The 17,617-nt window shown below is 26.6% G+C and carries 16 protein-coding genes and 1 CRISPR repeat array; of the genes, 4 read left to right on the plus strand and 12 right to left on the minus strand.

The annotated features are described in order from the left end of the window. Positions 1 to 302 precede the first annotated feature (302 nt). Positions 303 to 1,157, plus strand: coding sequence for an Rpn family recombination-promoting nuclease/putative transposase (locus Q0K19_RS04230; RefSeq protein WP_297245660.1), 855 nt, complete (start codon positions 303 to 305; stop codon positions 1,155 to 1,157). A 57-nt stretch (positions 1,158 to 1,214) separates the two neighbouring features. Here the strand turns inward: Q0K19_RS04230 and Q0K19_RS04235 are convergent, their stop codons facing one another. From Q0K19_RS04235 to Q0K19_RS04250, 4 genes are all read right to left on the minus strand, one after another. Further along, positions 1,215 to 1,838, minus strand: a complete 624-nt coding sequence (locus tag Q0K19_RS04235) for a hypothetical protein (RefSeq protein WP_297245662.1) — start codon at positions 1,836 to 1,838, stop codon at positions 1,215 to 1,217. A 137-nt stretch (positions 1,839 to 1,975) separates the two neighbouring features. Continuing rightward, on the minus strand, positions 1,976 to 2,365 hold the full coding sequence (locus Q0K19_RS04240) for a hypothetical protein (RefSeq protein ID WP_297245664.1): 390 nt from the start codon (positions 2,363 to 2,365) through the stop codon (positions 1,976 to 1,978). A 131-nt stretch (positions 2,366 to 2,496) separates the two neighbouring features. Then, positions 2,497 to 2,925 carry a hypothetical protein gene (locus Q0K19_RS04245; RefSeq protein WP_297245666.1) on the minus strand — a complete coding sequence of 143 codons (429 nt, stop codon included), beginning with the start codon at positions 2,923 to 2,925 and terminating at the stop codon, positions 2,497 to 2,499. A 935-nt stretch (positions 2,926 to 3,860) separates the two neighbouring features. Then, complete coding sequence (locus tag Q0K19_RS04250; RefSeq protein ID WP_297245731.1) at positions 3,861 to 4,370, minus strand: hypothetical protein; 510 nt, start codon at positions 4,368 to 4,370, stop codon at positions 3,861 to 3,863. Positions 4,371 to 5,432: 1,062 nt separating this feature from the next. Between Q0K19_RS04250 and Q0K19_RS04255 the strand changes: the two genes are divergently transcribed. Together Q0K19_RS04255 and Q0K19_RS04260 are read left to right on the plus strand one after the other, a co-directional pair. After that, a complete protein-coding gene (locus tag Q0K19_RS04255; RefSeq protein WP_297245668.1) occupies positions 5,433 to 6,371 on the plus strand; it encodes an NADP-dependent oxidoreductase in 939 nt (312 codons plus the stop codon). Positions 6,372 to 7,075: 704 nt separating this feature from the next. Beyond that, positions 7,076 to 8,599 (plus strand): YifB family Mg chelatase-like AAA ATPase, encoded by a 1,524-nt coding sequence (locus Q0K19_RS04260; RefSeq protein WP_297245670.1) that lies wholly within the window; start codon positions 7,076 to 7,078, stop codon positions 8,597 to 8,599. Between the two features lie 336 nt (positions 8,600 to 8,935). On the opposite strand, the gene Q0K19_RS04265 is transcribed toward Q0K19_RS04260, so the two are convergent. The 6 genes from Q0K19_RS04265 to Q0K19_RS04290 all read right to left on the minus strand — a co-directional run bounded on the left by Q0K19_RS04265 (position 8,936) and on the right by Q0K19_RS04290 (position 15,417). Continuing rightward, complete coding sequence (locus Q0K19_RS04265; RefSeq protein WP_297245672.1) at positions 8,936 to 9,301, minus strand: hypothetical protein; 366 nt, start codon at positions 9,299 to 9,301, stop codon at positions 8,936 to 8,938. A 98-nt stretch (positions 9,302 to 9,399) separates the two neighbouring features. Beyond that, positions 9,400 to 9,831: a hypothetical protein gene (locus Q0K19_RS04270; protein WP_297245674.1), complete on the minus strand. Its 432-nt coding sequence runs from the start codon at positions 9,829 to 9,831 to the stop codon at positions 9,400 to 9,402. A gap of 70 nt (positions 9,832 to 9,901) precedes the next feature. Beyond that, a CRISPR array of direct repeats spans positions 9,902 to 10,162; the repeat unit is 35 nt; unit sequence GTTTTCGTCCCCTTACGGGGAATGAGTTTAAAAAC. Positions 10,163 to 10,681: 519 nt separating this feature from the next. Further along, positions 10,682 to 11,614 carry a thioredoxin-disulfide reductase gene (gene trxB, locus Q0K19_RS04275; protein WP_297245676.1) on the minus strand — a complete coding sequence of 311 codons (933 nt, stop codon included), beginning with the start codon at positions 11,612 to 11,614 and terminating at the stop codon, positions 10,682 to 10,684. Between the two features lie 133 nt (positions 11,615 to 11,747). After that, complete coding sequence (locus Q0K19_RS04280) at positions 11,748 to 13,211, minus strand: helix-turn-helix domain-containing protein (protein ID WP_297245678.1); 1,464 nt, start codon at positions 13,209 to 13,211, stop codon at positions 11,748 to 11,750. Between the two features lie 131 nt (positions 13,212 to 13,342). Then, on the minus strand, positions 13,343 to 14,323 hold the full coding sequence (locus Q0K19_RS04285) for an acetylxylan esterase (protein ID WP_297245680.1): 981 nt from the start codon (positions 14,321 to 14,323) through the stop codon (positions 13,343 to 13,345). Positions 14,324 to 14,415: 92 nt separating this feature from the next. After that, complete coding sequence (locus Q0K19_RS04290) at positions 14,416 to 15,417, minus strand: FAD:protein FMN transferase (protein ID WP_297245682.1); 1,002 nt, start codon at positions 15,415 to 15,417, stop codon at positions 14,416 to 14,418. A gap of 285 nt (positions 15,418 to 15,702) precedes the next feature. Here Q0K19_RS04290 and Q0K19_RS04295 point away from each other — a divergent pair, with 285 nt between their 5' ends. Continuing rightward, positions 15,703 to 16,134: a PepSY-like domain-containing protein gene (locus Q0K19_RS04295; protein WP_048593339.1), complete on the plus strand. Its 432-nt coding sequence runs from the start codon at positions 15,703 to 15,705 to the stop codon at positions 16,132 to 16,134. Positions 16,135 to 16,221: 87 nt separating this feature from the next. Here the strand turns inward: Q0K19_RS04295 and rsmD are convergent, their stop codons facing one another. Both rsmD and Q0K19_RS04305 read right to left on the minus strand, forming a co-directional pair. After that, positions 16,222 to 16,785, minus strand: coding sequence for a 16S rRNA (guanine(966)-N(2))-methyltransferase RsmD (gene rsmD / locus Q0K19_RS04300; protein WP_297245686.1), 564 nt, complete (start codon positions 16,783 to 16,785; stop codon positions 16,222 to 16,224). Between the two features lie 37 nt (positions 16,786 to 16,822). Further along, the gene (locus Q0K19_RS04305; RefSeq protein ID WP_297245688.1) at positions 16,823 to 17,497 is read right to left on the minus strand and encodes a hypothetical protein; all 675 of its coding nucleotides are present in this window, start codon (positions 17,495 to 17,497) and stop codon (positions 16,823 to 16,825) included. Positions 17,498 to 17,617 lie beyond the last annotated feature (120 nt).

Raw genomic sequence — 17,617 nt, forward strand, 5'->3', positions numbered from 1 at the left:
GAAAATATATATATGCCACCAAGCGAATATTAAAATTACAACTTCACTCAACGCACGTTTAGCCGATTTATTGATATAGTTCAATTTGTATTTATAATTTATTATTCATAATATTGTTCAGCGTGCGGGCAGAAGCAATAAATTTAAATAATACTTGGGCGGGGGTTTTTAATATCTGTTATAACTAAAAGACAAATATATACTATAACTGCAAAATAAAACTTTAAAGAATAAAGGGAGGGAATTAGAATAAAGCAAAAATATATTTTGACATTTATTAGTTATTTCATTATAATAGTATTATGAGTGAAAAATATTTTAATGTATTGAATGATTATTTTATGCGTTATATGTTTGCTAAAGAAGGACATGAGCATATATTAAAAAATCTTATTAATTCTGTTAGAATAGACTCTAATCAAGAACCTTTTGAACATATAGAAGTACTTAATACTTTTAATTTAAAAGAAAATGTATTTGATAAAGAATCAATAGCAGATGTTAAGGCAAAAACAAAATCAGGTGAAACTATCATTATAGAAATACAGAGAATAGGTAATCAATCATTTATATATAGAAGTTTATATTATTGGGCTAAAAATTATTTTACAAATTTAAAATCTAAGGATATATATTCAGATTTAACACCTGTAATAAGTATTAATATTCTTGATTTTAATTTGATAAAAGGTATAGATAAGCCTCATAGCTGTTATTTTATTAAAGAGTTAGAAACTAATCATATATTAACTAATCATTTAGAGCTTCATTTTCTAGAGCTTAGGAAATTTAGTAATTCTTATAATTTATATGAAGGTTTATCAGATTGGTTTGAGTTTTTAAATTCGAAAGATAAATTGGAGGATACTATGGAAATATTAGTAAAGAAAAATCCTATAATGAAAGAAGTATATGAAGAATATAATAAATTTGTAAAGAGTAATGATTTATATAATGGTTACAGTAATTATGAAAGAGATTACTTTAATGTTTTAATGCTTAATGAAGAGCGTATAAAGGGTATAGAGGAAGGAATACAAAAAGGTATAGAACAAGAAAAATATTCTCTAGCTAGAAATATGAAAAAAGAAAATATGGATATTAAACTTATAAGCAAACTAACAGGATTAGATGTTAAAGAAATAGAAAAATTGTAAATTTAAGCATAGTAAACTAATTATAAAAAATGGCTAAATTAAAATTATTAAAATACCTTATTTTGATTTTCTCTTTTCAATTTTTTTAATTATATAAATAATTACAACTGTAGATAAAATGAAAATTAATCCTATAATTATATAATCTTTTAATGTAATGTCCCCAAATAAAACTGAAGGAAAAAGATTGTTATATCCTAATAATAAGTCAGCAATATTTCTTTGAGTAGATAAAGTTGATTGCAAATCATTAGTATAATTATTTATAATGTTTTGATTATTGATAGCTGTAGCTGTAGTGGTATTAAAAAATGCTGCATATAAAAGTATAAGAAAAAATATCAAAGAAACAATTAATGTCTTTTTTATATTATTTTCGTTTATATTGAATAATGCCGTTATAATACCAATTGCTATAAATATATATTCATAAGTATTTTCAATGTATTTTATTATAAAAAATCCTGATACTCCAAAAAATGCTATTACTAATATTATAATTATTCCCAAACCTATACCATTACTATCACCAATGAATTCATCAAAGCTAAAATCTCCTTTAATCAAAAGTAATATTAAAAACACTATTATAAATGAGCATAAAAATAATGCCGACATTCTAAATAAATCATTTTCTGGTATGTTGATTTTGTATATTAAATTAAAAATAATATCTTTCATAAATATTTATAATATCTCCTTAATTATTAAATATCTTTGCGAGTAGTAGTTCATACTGCTATACTCAAATATTCTTTGGCAGTTATAATATTATCTTTTAAGATAATGAAAGCAAATATAGTAATTGCAATCCATATTTATGGAGAAAAATGAATTATCAACTTCTTCTTATTTAATCCTTCTTTTTTTATTTTATGAATTGCTAAATTACAAAACAGAGCCGATGCAAAGCTAAGAAAAAACATAATCGTAACTCTAAAAAATAAACTTTCGGCAGTCCATTCAAATTTTCTGTAATGAAGACGGCTAGTAGTTATAAAATTTATAATTGAATTAAGTAAATCATGTTTTTTAGAATATTTAGCCATTGTTTCTGATTTATTATTTACTGAATCATACTTAGTTAATATCGTAGGGGCATTAATAATAAAGAGCATCAACAATATCATTATTGCCATAGTAGGTACAATAAAAAGAATGTCTCTTATATAAATATTTTCTCCATTATGTTTTCTTTTTCTTATCATAATTGCCTTATATTTTACTCTATATATTTATGAATATTTTTCTAAGAAAGTATCTAGTATTTTTCTAAAAAATATTGCACTAAATGCTAAATATTCTATTTTACTTTTAGCATTAATAACACATAAAACTGTTATAGTAATAACATTTGCAAATAAAAAAAGTGTGAATAGCAAACTTTTTTATCCTCTTTCATTGTTCTGTAGAATTCCTTAATTTCATTCTTTGTATTTGGTATAATACCTGTAAATATAGCCAATATGGCATATAGCAAAGAAACTCTCATAAATATAGTATTAAAAAAAGCTTTTGACGTATAATATTTTATAAAGAAACTATTTTTTATATATGTTGTCAAGTTCTCTTTCTTTTCTTCTTTTGATATATTTTTTAAATAAGTTGTTTCTAAATAATTTTTTATATTTATTTCTACTTCTTTTGCAAATCCTATATTTGTATCTCTGTAAGAAAATAATATTATAAGAGCAGGAGGTATTATAATAGGTGAAAACAAAAATATTGCAAAAATTATTATAGATTTTGTAGATTCTTTTTTGCTCATTTTTAAGCCTTTATATATATATTATGATTAGAAAAATATAAAGACAATACTTTTTTATTATAAAATAGACTTTTTATATAGGAAATAAAACTGTATTGTGTAAATTAATAAATGTCTAATTAAATAGCATTTTATTTTTCATAATCCTAAATATATTTTATTATATATGCTTTTTTTGTCAATACGGTATATATGTTTATTGAATTAGATATATTGTGTAAATTTGACTTAGTTTATTGTAAGCGTAAAATTAAACTATTAAAGAAAAAATTGCAGTAAATATAAAAAGCAATAGAATTAATTTTATATATAAAAAAAATATAATTGTTAAAATAAAAAAATTTAGTATATACTGAAAATTTTTAAGTTTGTCAATCTAGGCACTTTATATAAAATTATCTACTTTTTTGCCGCACAAAAAAGTAGCAAAAAACGCAATTACTAGAACTTTATATTAAATATATACTTATTAAATATGGGATATAACCTAAATTTAGACTATAAATGCAGTTCTTTTGGTTCTTTTATACCAATAAAAGAACTGGGGTGCGGGGCAAAGCCCTGCAAATATTTTAAATTAAAACAATTATTTTGACAAAATATAATTGTTTAGGTATATACTGAAAATTTTTAAGGTTATCATTTTTATTCAACTTTTTCCAGCCGCATACGCTCTGCGGACTTCGTCAAAGTTTTTATCCTTCGGATACGCTATGCGAAAAACGCAATTGTTAGAACTTTATATTAAAAATATATGTATTAAATGTATGGTACAACCTAAATTTAGACTACACCTTGCCACAGGCACGCAGAGCGTCGGTAAAAGAACTGGGGTATGACACGTCTGTACGCTTCGCAGCAAAGCCCCAGATATTAAAAACAAAATATAACTTTATTTTTTGACAAAGTTAAAAATTTTTAGAATACTAATAAATTTATGATATTTTCCTAATGATAATACAGGCTATAAAACCAAAAATCACTCCGCTGAAAGCTAAATATTCTCTATTACTTTCCATATATATTGCTATTACTATTAAAATGAATGCTATTAATGCCAGAGTAATAAACACTACTAATATTGTTGTTATAGTCTCTCTAATATCTTCTTTTATTTTTATATCTTCATGATAATATTTTTGGGCTATAATTGCGGTAGTTGCAAGCGATAATACATAAGTCAGTGTATATACAATTAATACTCTCACACCAATAATTTTCAAATCCACTTTTGAGCCGCTATATTTAGATAATAAACTTCCTTTTAATAATATTGTTATTATTTTTTGAAGTACTTCTTCTTTGTCAAAATTTGATGCATTAGTTTGTTTATTATTATCTATTATTTCTTTTTTTTCTTGTATATTTTTATCAGCCTTAGCAAAAAATGATATTGCAGTAGGAGGTATAGTACAAGATAAGAAGATATATATTATTAAAGCTATTACATTAACTTTGCTGTCATTTTTTTCTTTTTAATTTTCATTTTTATTTAAGTACTCTTTAATTATCATATAAAGTTTTTCAATTCTAATGTATATAGTTTTTTTGTCAATACGGTATAGATGTTTATTGAATTATAAATTGAGTTAGTTTATTGTAAGCGTAAAATAAAAGTATTAAACAAAAAATTGCAGTACATATAAAAAAGCAATAGAATTAATTTGATATATAAAAAACTATAATTGTTAAAATAAAAAATTTAGTATATACCTAAACAACTATATTTTGTCAAAAATTATTTTATTATTTTTATTATTTGTGGGGACTAGCCCCACCGCTCTGCGTACTTCGTAACACCCCCACTTCTTTTGCGACCGAAGGAAGTACTGTTAAGTATTGCCACAAAGAAGCTATATCCTCGATAAACTCGGATACGCTTCGCGAAAGGCTACATTTTGTCTTTAATTTTATGAATTACATTACATTATATATTATTTCTTTTTTTTCTTTTATATTTTTATCAGCCATAGCAAAAAATGATATTGCAGTAGACGGTATAATTAAAGATAAGAAGAGATATAGTATAAGAACTATTACATTATCTTTGCTGTCATTTTTTTCTTTTTAATTTTCATTTTTATTTAAGTACTCTTTAATTATCATATATAGTTTTTCAATTCTAATGTATATAGTTTTTTTGTCAATACAGTATATATGTTCATTTAATTAATCACGGGGTGCATATTTTTTTAATTTAATAAATATATAATAGATTTAAAATAACATAGCAAAATAACTTTAATTAAGAAATAAAACTTATTCATTAATTTTTTATTAATTTCTAATATAGGCAATATATGTGTTGTATGTATCATTATTACATTTTTATATATAGAAACACTATCGTTATTACAACAAAATTTGTAAATGAACAACATTTTTATATTGATTTATACCTCACATAAATATATTTTTATAAAAAACAAAAAATGGAGATATTATGAAAGCTATTCAAATAAAAAAAATATTCAAAAGAAATAGATACAAATATTGCAGATATTCCTATGCCTGAGATTTCTGATAATGAAGTATTAATTAAAGTAAAGGCTGCAGCAGTAAATCCTCTTGAAATATTGATATTAACAGGTGCAGTAAGACTTATACAGGATTATAAAATGCCTTTAACATTAGGCAATGAATGTTCTGGAGTAGTTGAAAGTGTAGGTAAAAATGTAACCGGTTTTAAAACAGGAGATAAAGTTTATACTCGTTTGCCTACATCAAAAATAGGAGCTTTTGCTAAGTATGTAGCAGTAGACAGTAAGTTTATATCTCTTATACCTAAAGATTATGATTTTATTACATCTGCTGCAATACCTTTAACTGCCCTTACAGCATATCAAGCATTTAGAGAAGAATTAGAAGCAAAATCAGGACAAACTATTTTAATAACAGGAGGTTCTGGAAGTTTTGGAGAGCTTGCCGTTCCAATTGCTAAATATTTAGGTTTAAATGTTATAGTTTCTGGAAGTGAAAGATTAAAAGAACATTTCATGAATTTAGGTACTGATAAATATATTAGTTATAATAAAGAAAATTACTCAAAATTAGTTTCAAATGTTGATCATGTTATAGATACGCTTGGTGCAAATGAATTTGACAAAGAATTATCAGTATTAAAAAAGGGTGGACGTCTTTTAAGTTTTAGAACCAGCCCCAACAAAAAGTTTGCTGAAGATAATAAACTTCCTTTCTTCAAAAAATTATTATTTTCTCTTGCCGGTTCCAAATATGATAAAAAAGCTATGAAAGATCAAAAAGAATACCATTTTATGTTTGTGCGTGCTGACGGAGAACAGCTTCGTAAAATTACAAAAATTGTAGAAGATAAAAATATAAAGCCTAAAATATATTCTACTGTATTTAATATGGATAATGCATCAGAAGCTTTAAGAACAGTTCTAAAAAAACATACAGACGGAAAAATAATAATATCCATCTAATTAGTTTTTATTGCTTTACGCACGGTGTGCAGATTTTTATACATAATGAAAATTATAATTAAAAATAAGCAAATATTTATAATGTTATTATTCGTGCGGTGAATATATTTTTAAACTTAAATAAATTCAGGGTGGGTGTTAAAATAACAGGACAAAACTAAAAAGAAAGATAATACCAAAATAACAGTGAGTTTAAAAAGCCTAGAGGGGGGGCAAATGTAATTTAAGCTTTAAAACTTTATTTACATACCCCGCCCTTTATGCTTTATAATCTATTTTACAATTAAAATTTTATTTAAACTTTTTGCTTGATTAGAATTTTCAGTACCCGCCCAAGCTGTGATTAGATTTAAAAATTTATACAACGCACGTTTAACTGAATTTTATATATAATTTTAATTCGATTTATAATTAACTTATATTTATAATTTTATTTAGCGTGCGTAAAAAGAATAAAACAAAAATGCAATCACCCAAAATTGAAGCGATTGCATTTTTGTTTACTTTTTTTCATATATTCTCTTAGTTTTATTATTTTATTATATAACAGTTTTTTGTCAATACCCTACACCCCTTTATTTGATTTTTTCATAATAAATAATTTGTTTTATAAAATTTAAAAAATATTACAAATTTCGGGCTTAAAATGATAAAAAAATTTGTTTAACTATATGTATATAAAAATTAATATAACGGAGTTTTATATGCATACAAAAATATATTCAGAAGCTCTTTATGGAATAGAAGGAATACCCATTGTAATAGAAGTTAATATATCAGAAGGACTGCCTAAATTCGATGTTGTAGGCTTACCAGATCAGGCAGTAAATGAAGCAAAAGAAAGAGTAATTGCCGCAATAAATAATAGTGACAGATTTTTCCCGCCTAAAAGAATAACTATAAATCTAGCACCGGCAGATTTGAAGAAAACAGGAAGCATGTACGATTTGCCTTTCGCTTTGGGAATACTTTCATCAAGTGCCCAAGTATTTTTTTCTGACTTTATGGAAAAAACTATTATACTTGGTGAATTAGCATTGGACGGAAGTGTAAGAGATGTGAAAGGAATATTCTCAATGCTTTTAAATGCTAAAGAATTGGGTATAACAAATGCTATAATACCATTTAATAATATGGAAGAAGCTAATATCATTGACGGACTTAATCTATATCCAGTAAAAACTTTGAAAGACGCAATAGATGCCATCGAAGGCAAAAAAGCCCCTATTGTATCAGAAGGTAAATTTAATTTTAACAGCGAAGAAAATGAAAATATAGACTTTTCAGATGTTAAAGGTCAGGAATATGCTAAAAGAGCAGCTATGATAGCAGCAGCAGGAGGACATAACTTTATAATGATAGGCTCTCCCGGATGCGGTAAAACTTTAATAGCAAAAAGAATACCTACAATACTTCCTCCGCTAACTTTTGAAGAAGCTTTGGAAGTTACAAAAATTTATTCTTCTTATGGGCTATTATCAAAAAATATGCCTATAGTAAAAAAACGTCCTTTTAGAATACCTCATCATACTTCTTCTTATGTAAGTTTAGTAGGAGGCGGAAGAAATATAAAGGCTGGAGAAATCACATTAGCACATAATGGAGTTTTATTTCTTGATGAGTTTGTAGAGTTTCAAAGCTCAGCACTTCAAACTTTAAGAGAACCAATGGAAGAAAAAACTATAACTATAAGCAGAGCAAATGGAAGCATTTCTTTTCCTGCTAACTTTACTTTGATTGCCGCTATGAATCCTTGCCCTTGCGGATACTATGGAGATGAAAAACATACATGCAGATGTTCTGATATAGCTAGAAAAAAATACATTGCCAAACTTTCAGGTCCTATACTTGACAGAATAGATATATCAATAGAAGTACGTGCTGTTGAATATGCTAAAATGACTTCAAAAGCTGATGGTGAGAGTTCGGCCTCTATGCGTAAAATAGTTACTGAAGCTAGAAAAAAACAAGAAAAAAGATTCAAAGATAATGGACTTAAAATATTCTCAAATTCATCTATGGGTATAAAAGATACTGAAAAATTCTGCATATTAGATGATAAAGCTAAAAGCCTACTTAATATGGCTATGGAAAAATTTTCAATGAGTGCAAGAAGTTATAATAAAATCTTGAAAGTATCAAGAACTATAGCCGACTTAGATGACAAAGATATTATAGGAGTTGATCATGTTACAGAGGCCTTACAGTACAGATTTAATTTAAATTAATTTTAACAACTAAAAAGTATGCAAATAAAAAGAGTTTAACTTAATTAAAAGCTAAACTCTTTTTTAAATTTTAAAATTAACAATAATATTAAAAATAATGTATACTTGCACTTTTTTCTATGCGTACCTGTGATCGAAGAAAAATTTATGCATTGCATGTGGTACTACATTTTATTCCATAGAGAATGAATTTAAAACTGCTCACCTATACCCTCATCTTCGTTCGGGTACGCTTCGCGAGGGCTTCCCGCACCATATTGCTAAACATTCAAGACAGTCAACTATAGGTGCGGATGATTACCCAATAATTACCCATACTTATTATAAATAATAAAATTACCCTTTCATATCAGGGAATGAGTTTAAAAACGCTCTTCTAGATTTAGCAGAGCTCAAATTTTCCGAATCCAGTTTTCGTCCCCTTACGGGGAATGAGTTTAAAAACATTACATTTACATATACATTATCCTCACCAAAAATAAAAGAAATTTTTTCATTCATATTAATTTCTGAAGAAAATATTTCAAAAGAATTTTCTGTTTTTTCAACATACTCTAATGATTCTGGGTTATTTAATTTTGTGTTAATTAGAAAATTTATTCTCTCATCAATATTATCAGTTTTTATTTTTGATAAATAATTTAATATTTTATCTACCCCGTTTAATAATGTATTTGGTTTTGTTATTATGTAATCCTTCATATTGAAGCTCCTTTTAATATAATATTTATATTTTTATTTTAAAACCAAGTTTAATATTTGTAATAATTTATATCTTTTTTATTATAATTATATTTAAATTATCTATTACTTACTTTAGTTAATATTACAATACCATCATCTGTAAATTTTACATCTTTATAATTATTTGAATAATTATTTGGAAAATCTTCACTGATATTTACTATTAAAGTATTTGTTTTAGTTTTTTCAAAAGAATATACAATAATTAATTGATTATACGCATATTGATTATAAACTAATAAATTTTTATCTTTGTGAATTAATTCTGTTCTAATTGATAATAATTCACTAGTAAAATCATTGAAAGAATTCCAAAATTGTTCTTCTGATCTAATAATAAAATTAGTATCAGTAAAGATATAATAATTTATTCCTGGATCTTTCCATACAGTATCTGTTAACTCATTAGCTAAAGTTTTGTTATCACAAGAGATGATAACAAATAAAAATAAAATTGATAAAATAATTGTAAATAATTTTTTGAACATATAGTTCCTCCTTATTAATTTAATAAATTTTTAATTTTGTTTATTGTATCTTGTAATTCTAATATTTCTAGTTTTCGTCCCCTTACGGGGAATGAGTTTAAAAACTCTTATACAGTTTAATTCCTTTGTGGAAACAGACTAATTTTGTTTTCGTCCCCTTACGGGGAATGAGTTTAAAAACAAATACGATAGAGGCGTTTATGAGTTGGTTAGTGTTAGAGTTTTCGTCCCCTTACGGGGAATGAGTTTAAAAACGCTTTAAATTGAATTTCACCACCACCTGCAGGTATTCTAACGTTTTCGTCCCCTTACGGGGAATGAGTTTAAAAACCCGTAATTTTTTCTTAAATTTTTTGTAAAAATTTAGTAATTTTTATTTACAATACGAGATTTTTAAACTGGTTTCTTCCTATATATGTTTTTAAACTCATTATGTAATTATCAATTCTCTTTGTAAATTCACTTTACTTTCGCCTAGCTATGTAATTATCAAGTCATTTTCTATGTAATTATCAAAAAATAACACTCTCGTGCGAAATTGATATGTCAAAGAACTGATGCATATATTATAATACATTTTTTATCTATTTTCAACTATTTAATAATATTAAATAGTTTATATAAATTAAATAACTATATTCATTTTCTAGTAAAATAATATGCATATAAAGAATACCAAAAACAGTTTATACTGCACTTCGATAAAGCCCATACAAATTTATCTAGCATATAACCTTATTTGTATCTGTCAAGAGAAAAGTTCAAAGAGTTTAAAAATATTATATAAATAAAAAGAGCTTAACTTAATTAAAAGCTAAACTCTTTTTTATTAAAAATTATAAAATTAAAATCAAGCTTTGTTCAAATAATGAGTTACGCTCATAGCAGCAACTGCACCTTCTCCAACAGCATTTGCAACCTGACGAACTGGTTTTAATATAGAATCTCCGCAGGCAAATACACCCGGAATATTAGTCTCCATTGTAGACATGTCTGTAACTATATGTCCAGTTTCTTTTAATTCCAAGCCAGTATCTTTCAAGAAATGTGTTGAAGGCTCTTGACCTACGAATACAAATACACCGTCTACTGCCTGATCATGCATAGAACCATCTACAACATTTTTTATTTTTATGCTATTAACTTTGCCATCTCCGCAAATCTCATCTATTACTGAATCAAGTACATATTCTACTTTTCCAGTATCTGTTAAATGTTTTACGTTTATAGGCTCAGCTCTGAATTCTTTTCTTCTATGAACTAAATATATTTTATTAACGAATCTTGTAAGGAAATAAGCCTCATCAAAAGCACTGTTTCCGCCTCCAACTACAGCAACAGTTTTATTTCTGTAGAAAGCTCCGTCACAAGTAGCACAATATGAAACGCCTTTTCCAGCAAATGAATCTTCTCCTTTAGTACCTAATTTTTTAGATGATCCGCCCATAGCAAGTATTATTGTTTTTGTTTCATAAGTATTACCGTCAGCAGTAATGACTTTTTTTACTTCATCTTTGATATTTTCTACTTTTATAACTTCATCATAAACTATTTCATTTTTAGAAAATTTTTCGGCATGCTGCTGCATTCTAGCTACTAATTCAAAAGCACTCATCTCTTCCGGAAAACCTAAATAATTCTCAACAGCATCAGTACTCATCATCTGACCGCCTATACCTTTCTTTTCTATCAAAATAGAATTTGTTAAAGCTCTTCCTAAATAAAGCATAGCAGAAAGTCCAGCAGGACCTCCGCCTATTATAACACTATCATATACAGACATATATAAACACTCCTTTTTTATTATTAGTAACCATTATTATATAATATATATTTTAATAGTCAAGTTAGATACATCAAACATTTAAATATTTTGATTTAAAATGTTTTTTCAAGATTAAATCAAAACATTTTAATTACTTAAAATGTTTTTTTACATATGCTATTATCTCGCTAGCATTTGCAATCTCTCTAGAAGAATTTCCTACTCTTATATAGAATTTTTCTTCTTTAGCACCCTGTTTATTTGTAATCTTAGTATATACAGGCTCTCTTCCCTTTCTTATATAAACAATACATATATCTTTACCTTCATGAGTTACAAAATCAATCCTTATACCCTCAGCGGAGAAAGCATTACCATAGTATGTTTCTATAAGCGTTCTAAGATGAAGCTCAAAGAAATCTCTATTAGGCTGTCTTAATGTAGAATAATCATGCTCAAGCCCTATTATTTCTCCATCATTAGTAATACCTATGAATAATCTTCCGCCTTCAGTATTGCTGAATGCCGCAATAGACTTCATAATAACTTCTTCTAAAGCCTTATTTATTTTCTCTGTATTACTGTCATATCTTAATGTGGATTTAAACTCTACATTAGTATTTTCACCGTCTTCTATAATCTTAGTTATATTCATATGATTTCTTTTTAATTCTTCAATCATTCTAATATAATGTATAGCAAGCATTACTATTATCACTATAGTAACAATTACAAATACAACTAAGAATAGTATTATAGGTATTTGTATCTTATTTATTAAATCCTTTTCAGGAATGATTATACCTATTTGTATATTATTATTGGCTACTGCAAAAGTGCCTTTATATCCCCAATAATTATTATCCTTATATGAAACTTTTATCATATCCTCATTAGTTCCGTCAAATTCTTCTGTCATAATATCAGCTATAACATTATAATCTAAATTATCTCTTACAGCATTTGTATCAGAATATGATATAGGAAAAGTAATTTTACTGTTTCCTGTTATAAGGTATGCATGCATATTATCAATATCTCTAAGCTCTACATCGCTGAAGTTTACATTAAATTGAGAAATATATTCAAAAGCAACATTCTCATTAGCTATGTATATTAAATGTATATAAGGTTTTCCATCTTTTATATAGAAAGAATCAATACTAAGCTGTTCAAATGGTACAGATGAATATAGATTGCTGCTGCTGTTCGTTACAATATGCCCGACGACTTTATATCCGTTGCCTTCTTTAGTAATAGACATATAGTTATTACCAACCTGCATAGCTGCTTTTTCTATAAAAGTATGCTTTGGGAAGAAATTAGTTATTAAAATTTTATAAGCTTCAGGAGCCTGATTAACTATATCGAATATAGGAGTCATCTGCATAGAAAAATAGTAGGTAGGATAAAATATTTTAGAATATTCCTCTACTATTGAAGTTTTAACATCTTGAAAAAGAGATTTAAAAATAAATTTTATAGGTATAGGATTTCTAATTTGCATATAAACCAAAACGATTATAAATAAGAACAAAATAGAAATAACCACATCTCTCAATATTCTATTTCTTAATTCAGATTTAGAAAAAAATCTGCCAGATATAATCTTCATACCATATCCATTAATACCTATTATTGTATATAATAATATAACATATATACAAATATTATCAACCTATTTTATTTACATAAATAATAGCAGATAATATATGTATAATATGTAAAACACCATATATTTTAAAACTATAAATTTAAAGAATTCAAAAATTCCAATTTTCTTTCACTCTGCTCATTATCTCCGCCCTCATGTCCATTAAAAGTATAAACATTAATAGACTTATCACCGGAATAATTATTATAAGCAGCAAAAACTGTAGAAGGAGGACATAAAATATCCATAAGCCCCACAGAAAATAAAGCCTTAACTTTAGACCTTTTAGCAAAGAAAGCCCCGTCAAAATATGATAAAGTCTCAAATGCTCTATTTTCATACATTCTATTAGTTTTGCAAAATCTAGCTATTTCATTATAAGGCAGAGTATCTGTAATAGTGCATGCCCTTTTATAATCGCATAAGAAAGGCACATCTATCATAGCAGCCTCAATTTTTTCATTTTTTAGTGCTGAAAGTCCTAGAAGTGCAAGTGCTATGCCTCCGCCCTGACTAGTACCATTTACAGCAATTCTTCCTGTAAGAGGATGCTCCTTTGCAGCTTCAATGGATTTAAATGCATCTACAAAAACTCTTTTATAGAAATAGTCTTTTTTATCCAATATTCCCATAGTAAGAAAACCGTCAGCATGAGGAGTTGAACCTACAGGATCGGGAGTTGTTGCTCCGTTTCCGCCTTCTGCCCCTTGTCCTCTTACCTCCATAACAAATATGCTGTATCCTGCTGAAGGAAAAAGTAAATGGCTGTTTGGATAATCTCTTCCTCCGCCGTATCCTGGATAATGCATTATACAAGTTAATTTTTCATTATTTTCCCTTGCATATTTAGGTGCTATATACCAGCCATTTATAACATGCTTTGAATATCCTTTAAATGATACATTCCATACATCAAATAATTTTAAATATGTATCTATTAAAGTATATTCAGCCTCTGTTTTATGATTATTTTCATTTAAAGTATTAAGCCAAAATTCATCAAAATCCTTAGGCTCTTCGCCGCTTCCTTTATATTTATAAAGTTCTTCTAAACTTAAATCAAAAAAAGCCATATAAAACCTCTATAATAAAAAATCAAATTAAACATAATTCATTTATTATGCTCTATAGTATATATATATTTTTTGCAATTTAAAGTATATATTTAAAAATTATCATTAGTTACTATAAATAATTCACCTTGAGGGGTTACAATATAAGCCTCTTTATACTTAAATGCCTCATTTGTAAAGAAATTAGTACCCATCAAAAATGCTGTTGTTGATAAAGCATCAGCCTCTTCGGCATTAGTATGAACTATAGTAGCAGATATACTATTATAAGTAGGATATCCTATTTCAGCATCTATTATATGATGATAATTAGTTCCGTCCTGAGTAAAATACCTTTCATAATCACCGCTAGTTACTATAGTATAATTTGTAGATTCTAAAAGTCCCAAATATCCGTCAGCATCGTTTCTTGGATTTCTTATAGCTATTACCCAAGGCTTACCCTTACTATTAACCCCATTAGCATAAGTATCTCCGCCGTAATCTATTAAATAATTTTTTATGCCGTACTCTGCAAATACATTCTTTAATTTCTCTATTATATAACCTTTACCATAAGAACCGAAATCAAATGTTAATGGCTTTGATAATTTCAATATCTTTTTATTATCCTCATTAGTAATTATACTTGCAGCAGAATAATCTATATTGGCCAAAGCATTATCTATATCCTGTTTTAAAGGTACTGTTTGATTTTCCTTTACCCCAAATCCCCATAACTCTATCAAAGGTCTTACACTTATATCAAAAGAAGGATTTAATTTTGAATATTTTAATCCTGTAGTAAATATATGTGCCATTTCATCTGAAATTTCTATTTCAGTTTTTCCGGATAAACTTTCACTATTTATTTTTCCTATTTCGCTTGAAGTATTATACGGATTTACTATATTATCCATTCTGTTTATTTCATTTGTAATGCTGCTTATAAGCTTATCCATATTTTTATCAGAAGTTTCTGCAGTTATATTAAGTATAGTATCGCTTATTACTACTGTAGCTGTTACATATTTATCTTTTGCCCTATAAAATGAAATAGCTATTATTAATGCAACCGCTATTATTGGTATAGAAAAATAAATCTTCTTTTTCATGCTCTAATCTCTCATCATTCAAGTTAAATGTATTTAATTATAAACCATTCATAAAAAATAATCGTAAAAGTAAATAATATTTACCATAATGAGATTTTATTTTATACAAACAACTCTAAAGTACAATATGTTTTACAATATTCTTAATTTAATAATATTTTGTAAAAAAACTGTAAAATAATAGTAAATTCTATTGACATAAACCATTTTTCTGCTATACTTATAATTGTAAAGATAATTTACAGGAGATTATTAAAAAATACAATTAAATTAAGGAGATTCATTATGACAAAAAAATTATTAGCTTTATTAATATCTTTGACTATTCTTTCTACATCAAGCCTTTTTGCTGATTGGGTAGTACCAGCTTCAGCATTGCCTCAAAAAGCTAGGACTTTTATAAGAAGAGTTTATCCTAATGCTAAGATATGGAAAGTTGAAAGAGATGACGGCAAATTTGAAGTAAAATTGTCTAATGGAGCTTCTATAGATTTTATGCCTAATGGTAATTGGCTTAATATAGACGGAGAATATAACGGAGTACCTATGAGCGTTTTACCTCAGGCTGTAGCTAATACTGTTAGAAGAACTTATCCTCAGGCTAGAATGATAGATGTTGAAAAAGAATGGGGTAATTACAAAATAAAACTTAACAATATGATGGAAATATATGTAGCTGCTAATGGTCAGTTAATGGGTCAGCAATGGGACGATTAATATAGATTAAGGTTTATGAAAATATTTTACGGCTAAATGGTTTATGAAAAACTATTAAGAGATGCTTTTTAATAAGCATCTCTTTTTTTATATATACTTAAATATTATCAAAACACTTTCGCCATAAGTTTTTATATCATATTCCATAATACCGGATATTATATTTTTTAATTCTTCATTTTCTAAAAATTTCTTATAATAATCTGCCCCAAACTCTGTAGCTAAAACTCCATTATCATTTAATATATTTCTTTTTATTATATTATTTATAACATCAAAATATATCTTTGAATGGTATGGCGGATCTAAATATATAACATCGAATTTATCATTAGTCTTTTTTACATAATCTTCAGCCGATACTCTTTTTATTTTATATATATTTTCATTATCATTGAATATAGCTTTAGCATTGGAAAATATAGTTTTTACAGCCTCTCTGTCTATTTCTATAAAAGCAGCAAATTTAGCATTTCTGCTTAAAGCCTCAAACCCCATAGCACCGCTGCCGGAACATAGATCCAAAAAAGTTTTATTTTCTATATCGATTATATTAAAAAAAGCCTCTTTAACCTTACCCTGTGTAGGTCTGAAATCTCTTTTAGGGGTTATTATTTTTCTTCCCTTTTTATTTCCGGATATTATATGCATAAATAATTACTCTTTTACAATATTTCTAATAAAACATTTATTTATAAAGAACCCTGATTTGAGCAAATGCTGAACTTACATTTAAATAAAGTATTTTATCAGAGTTGCCAATAACAAAATTAGTTTCCCCAAAACTCACACTGTCGCCTGTAGGAAGAGAAACAGAACCAAAAGCACTTGAAGCCTTTATATGAACCTGCACCTTATCGCTTATAAAAACCACTGTATCTGAAAAAATTGTATTAATATCTATAGCTCTGTTTCTGTCTATTTCCAATTCGGATAAATCTATACTATCAGTTTTGAAATAAACATTATATTTAGTTTTTTTATTTTTTGGTATACTGTCTCTTACATAATGCATGCCGAATAGTATATAAACACCCAAAAATATTATTATCATACCTATAACCATTCTAAATATTGGCGTATATAATATAAAAGGCATATTGATATTAAAGCAGTATCTTATAAGTACATATATTCCTGTACCTATGACAAATAGTCCCAAAAGTATTTTAGATGCATAAAAACCTCTGGCCACAACTATAGCACAGCCCCAAGCCATTATCAAAATAGCAACTATTATAGTGAATACAGGAGTGTATGCAAGTGCCGGAATATAAATATGAAAGACATATTGCAGTAGAATATAAGCACCTATCAATATGACAATACTTCCTATCAAAAATCTGGAAAATATAAATTTCATAAATTAAAAACCTAAAATAATTTTATTTATCATTTATATAGTAACTAATATTAATAAAAAAACAAGAGTTTTATAAAAATTATTAATATTATGTTAATATACTTTTATAATATAAAATAT

The organism is uncultured Brachyspira sp., from assembly GCF_944393015.1.
GTDB lineage: Bacteria > Spirochaetota > Brachyspiria > Brachyspirales > Brachyspiraceae > Brachyspira.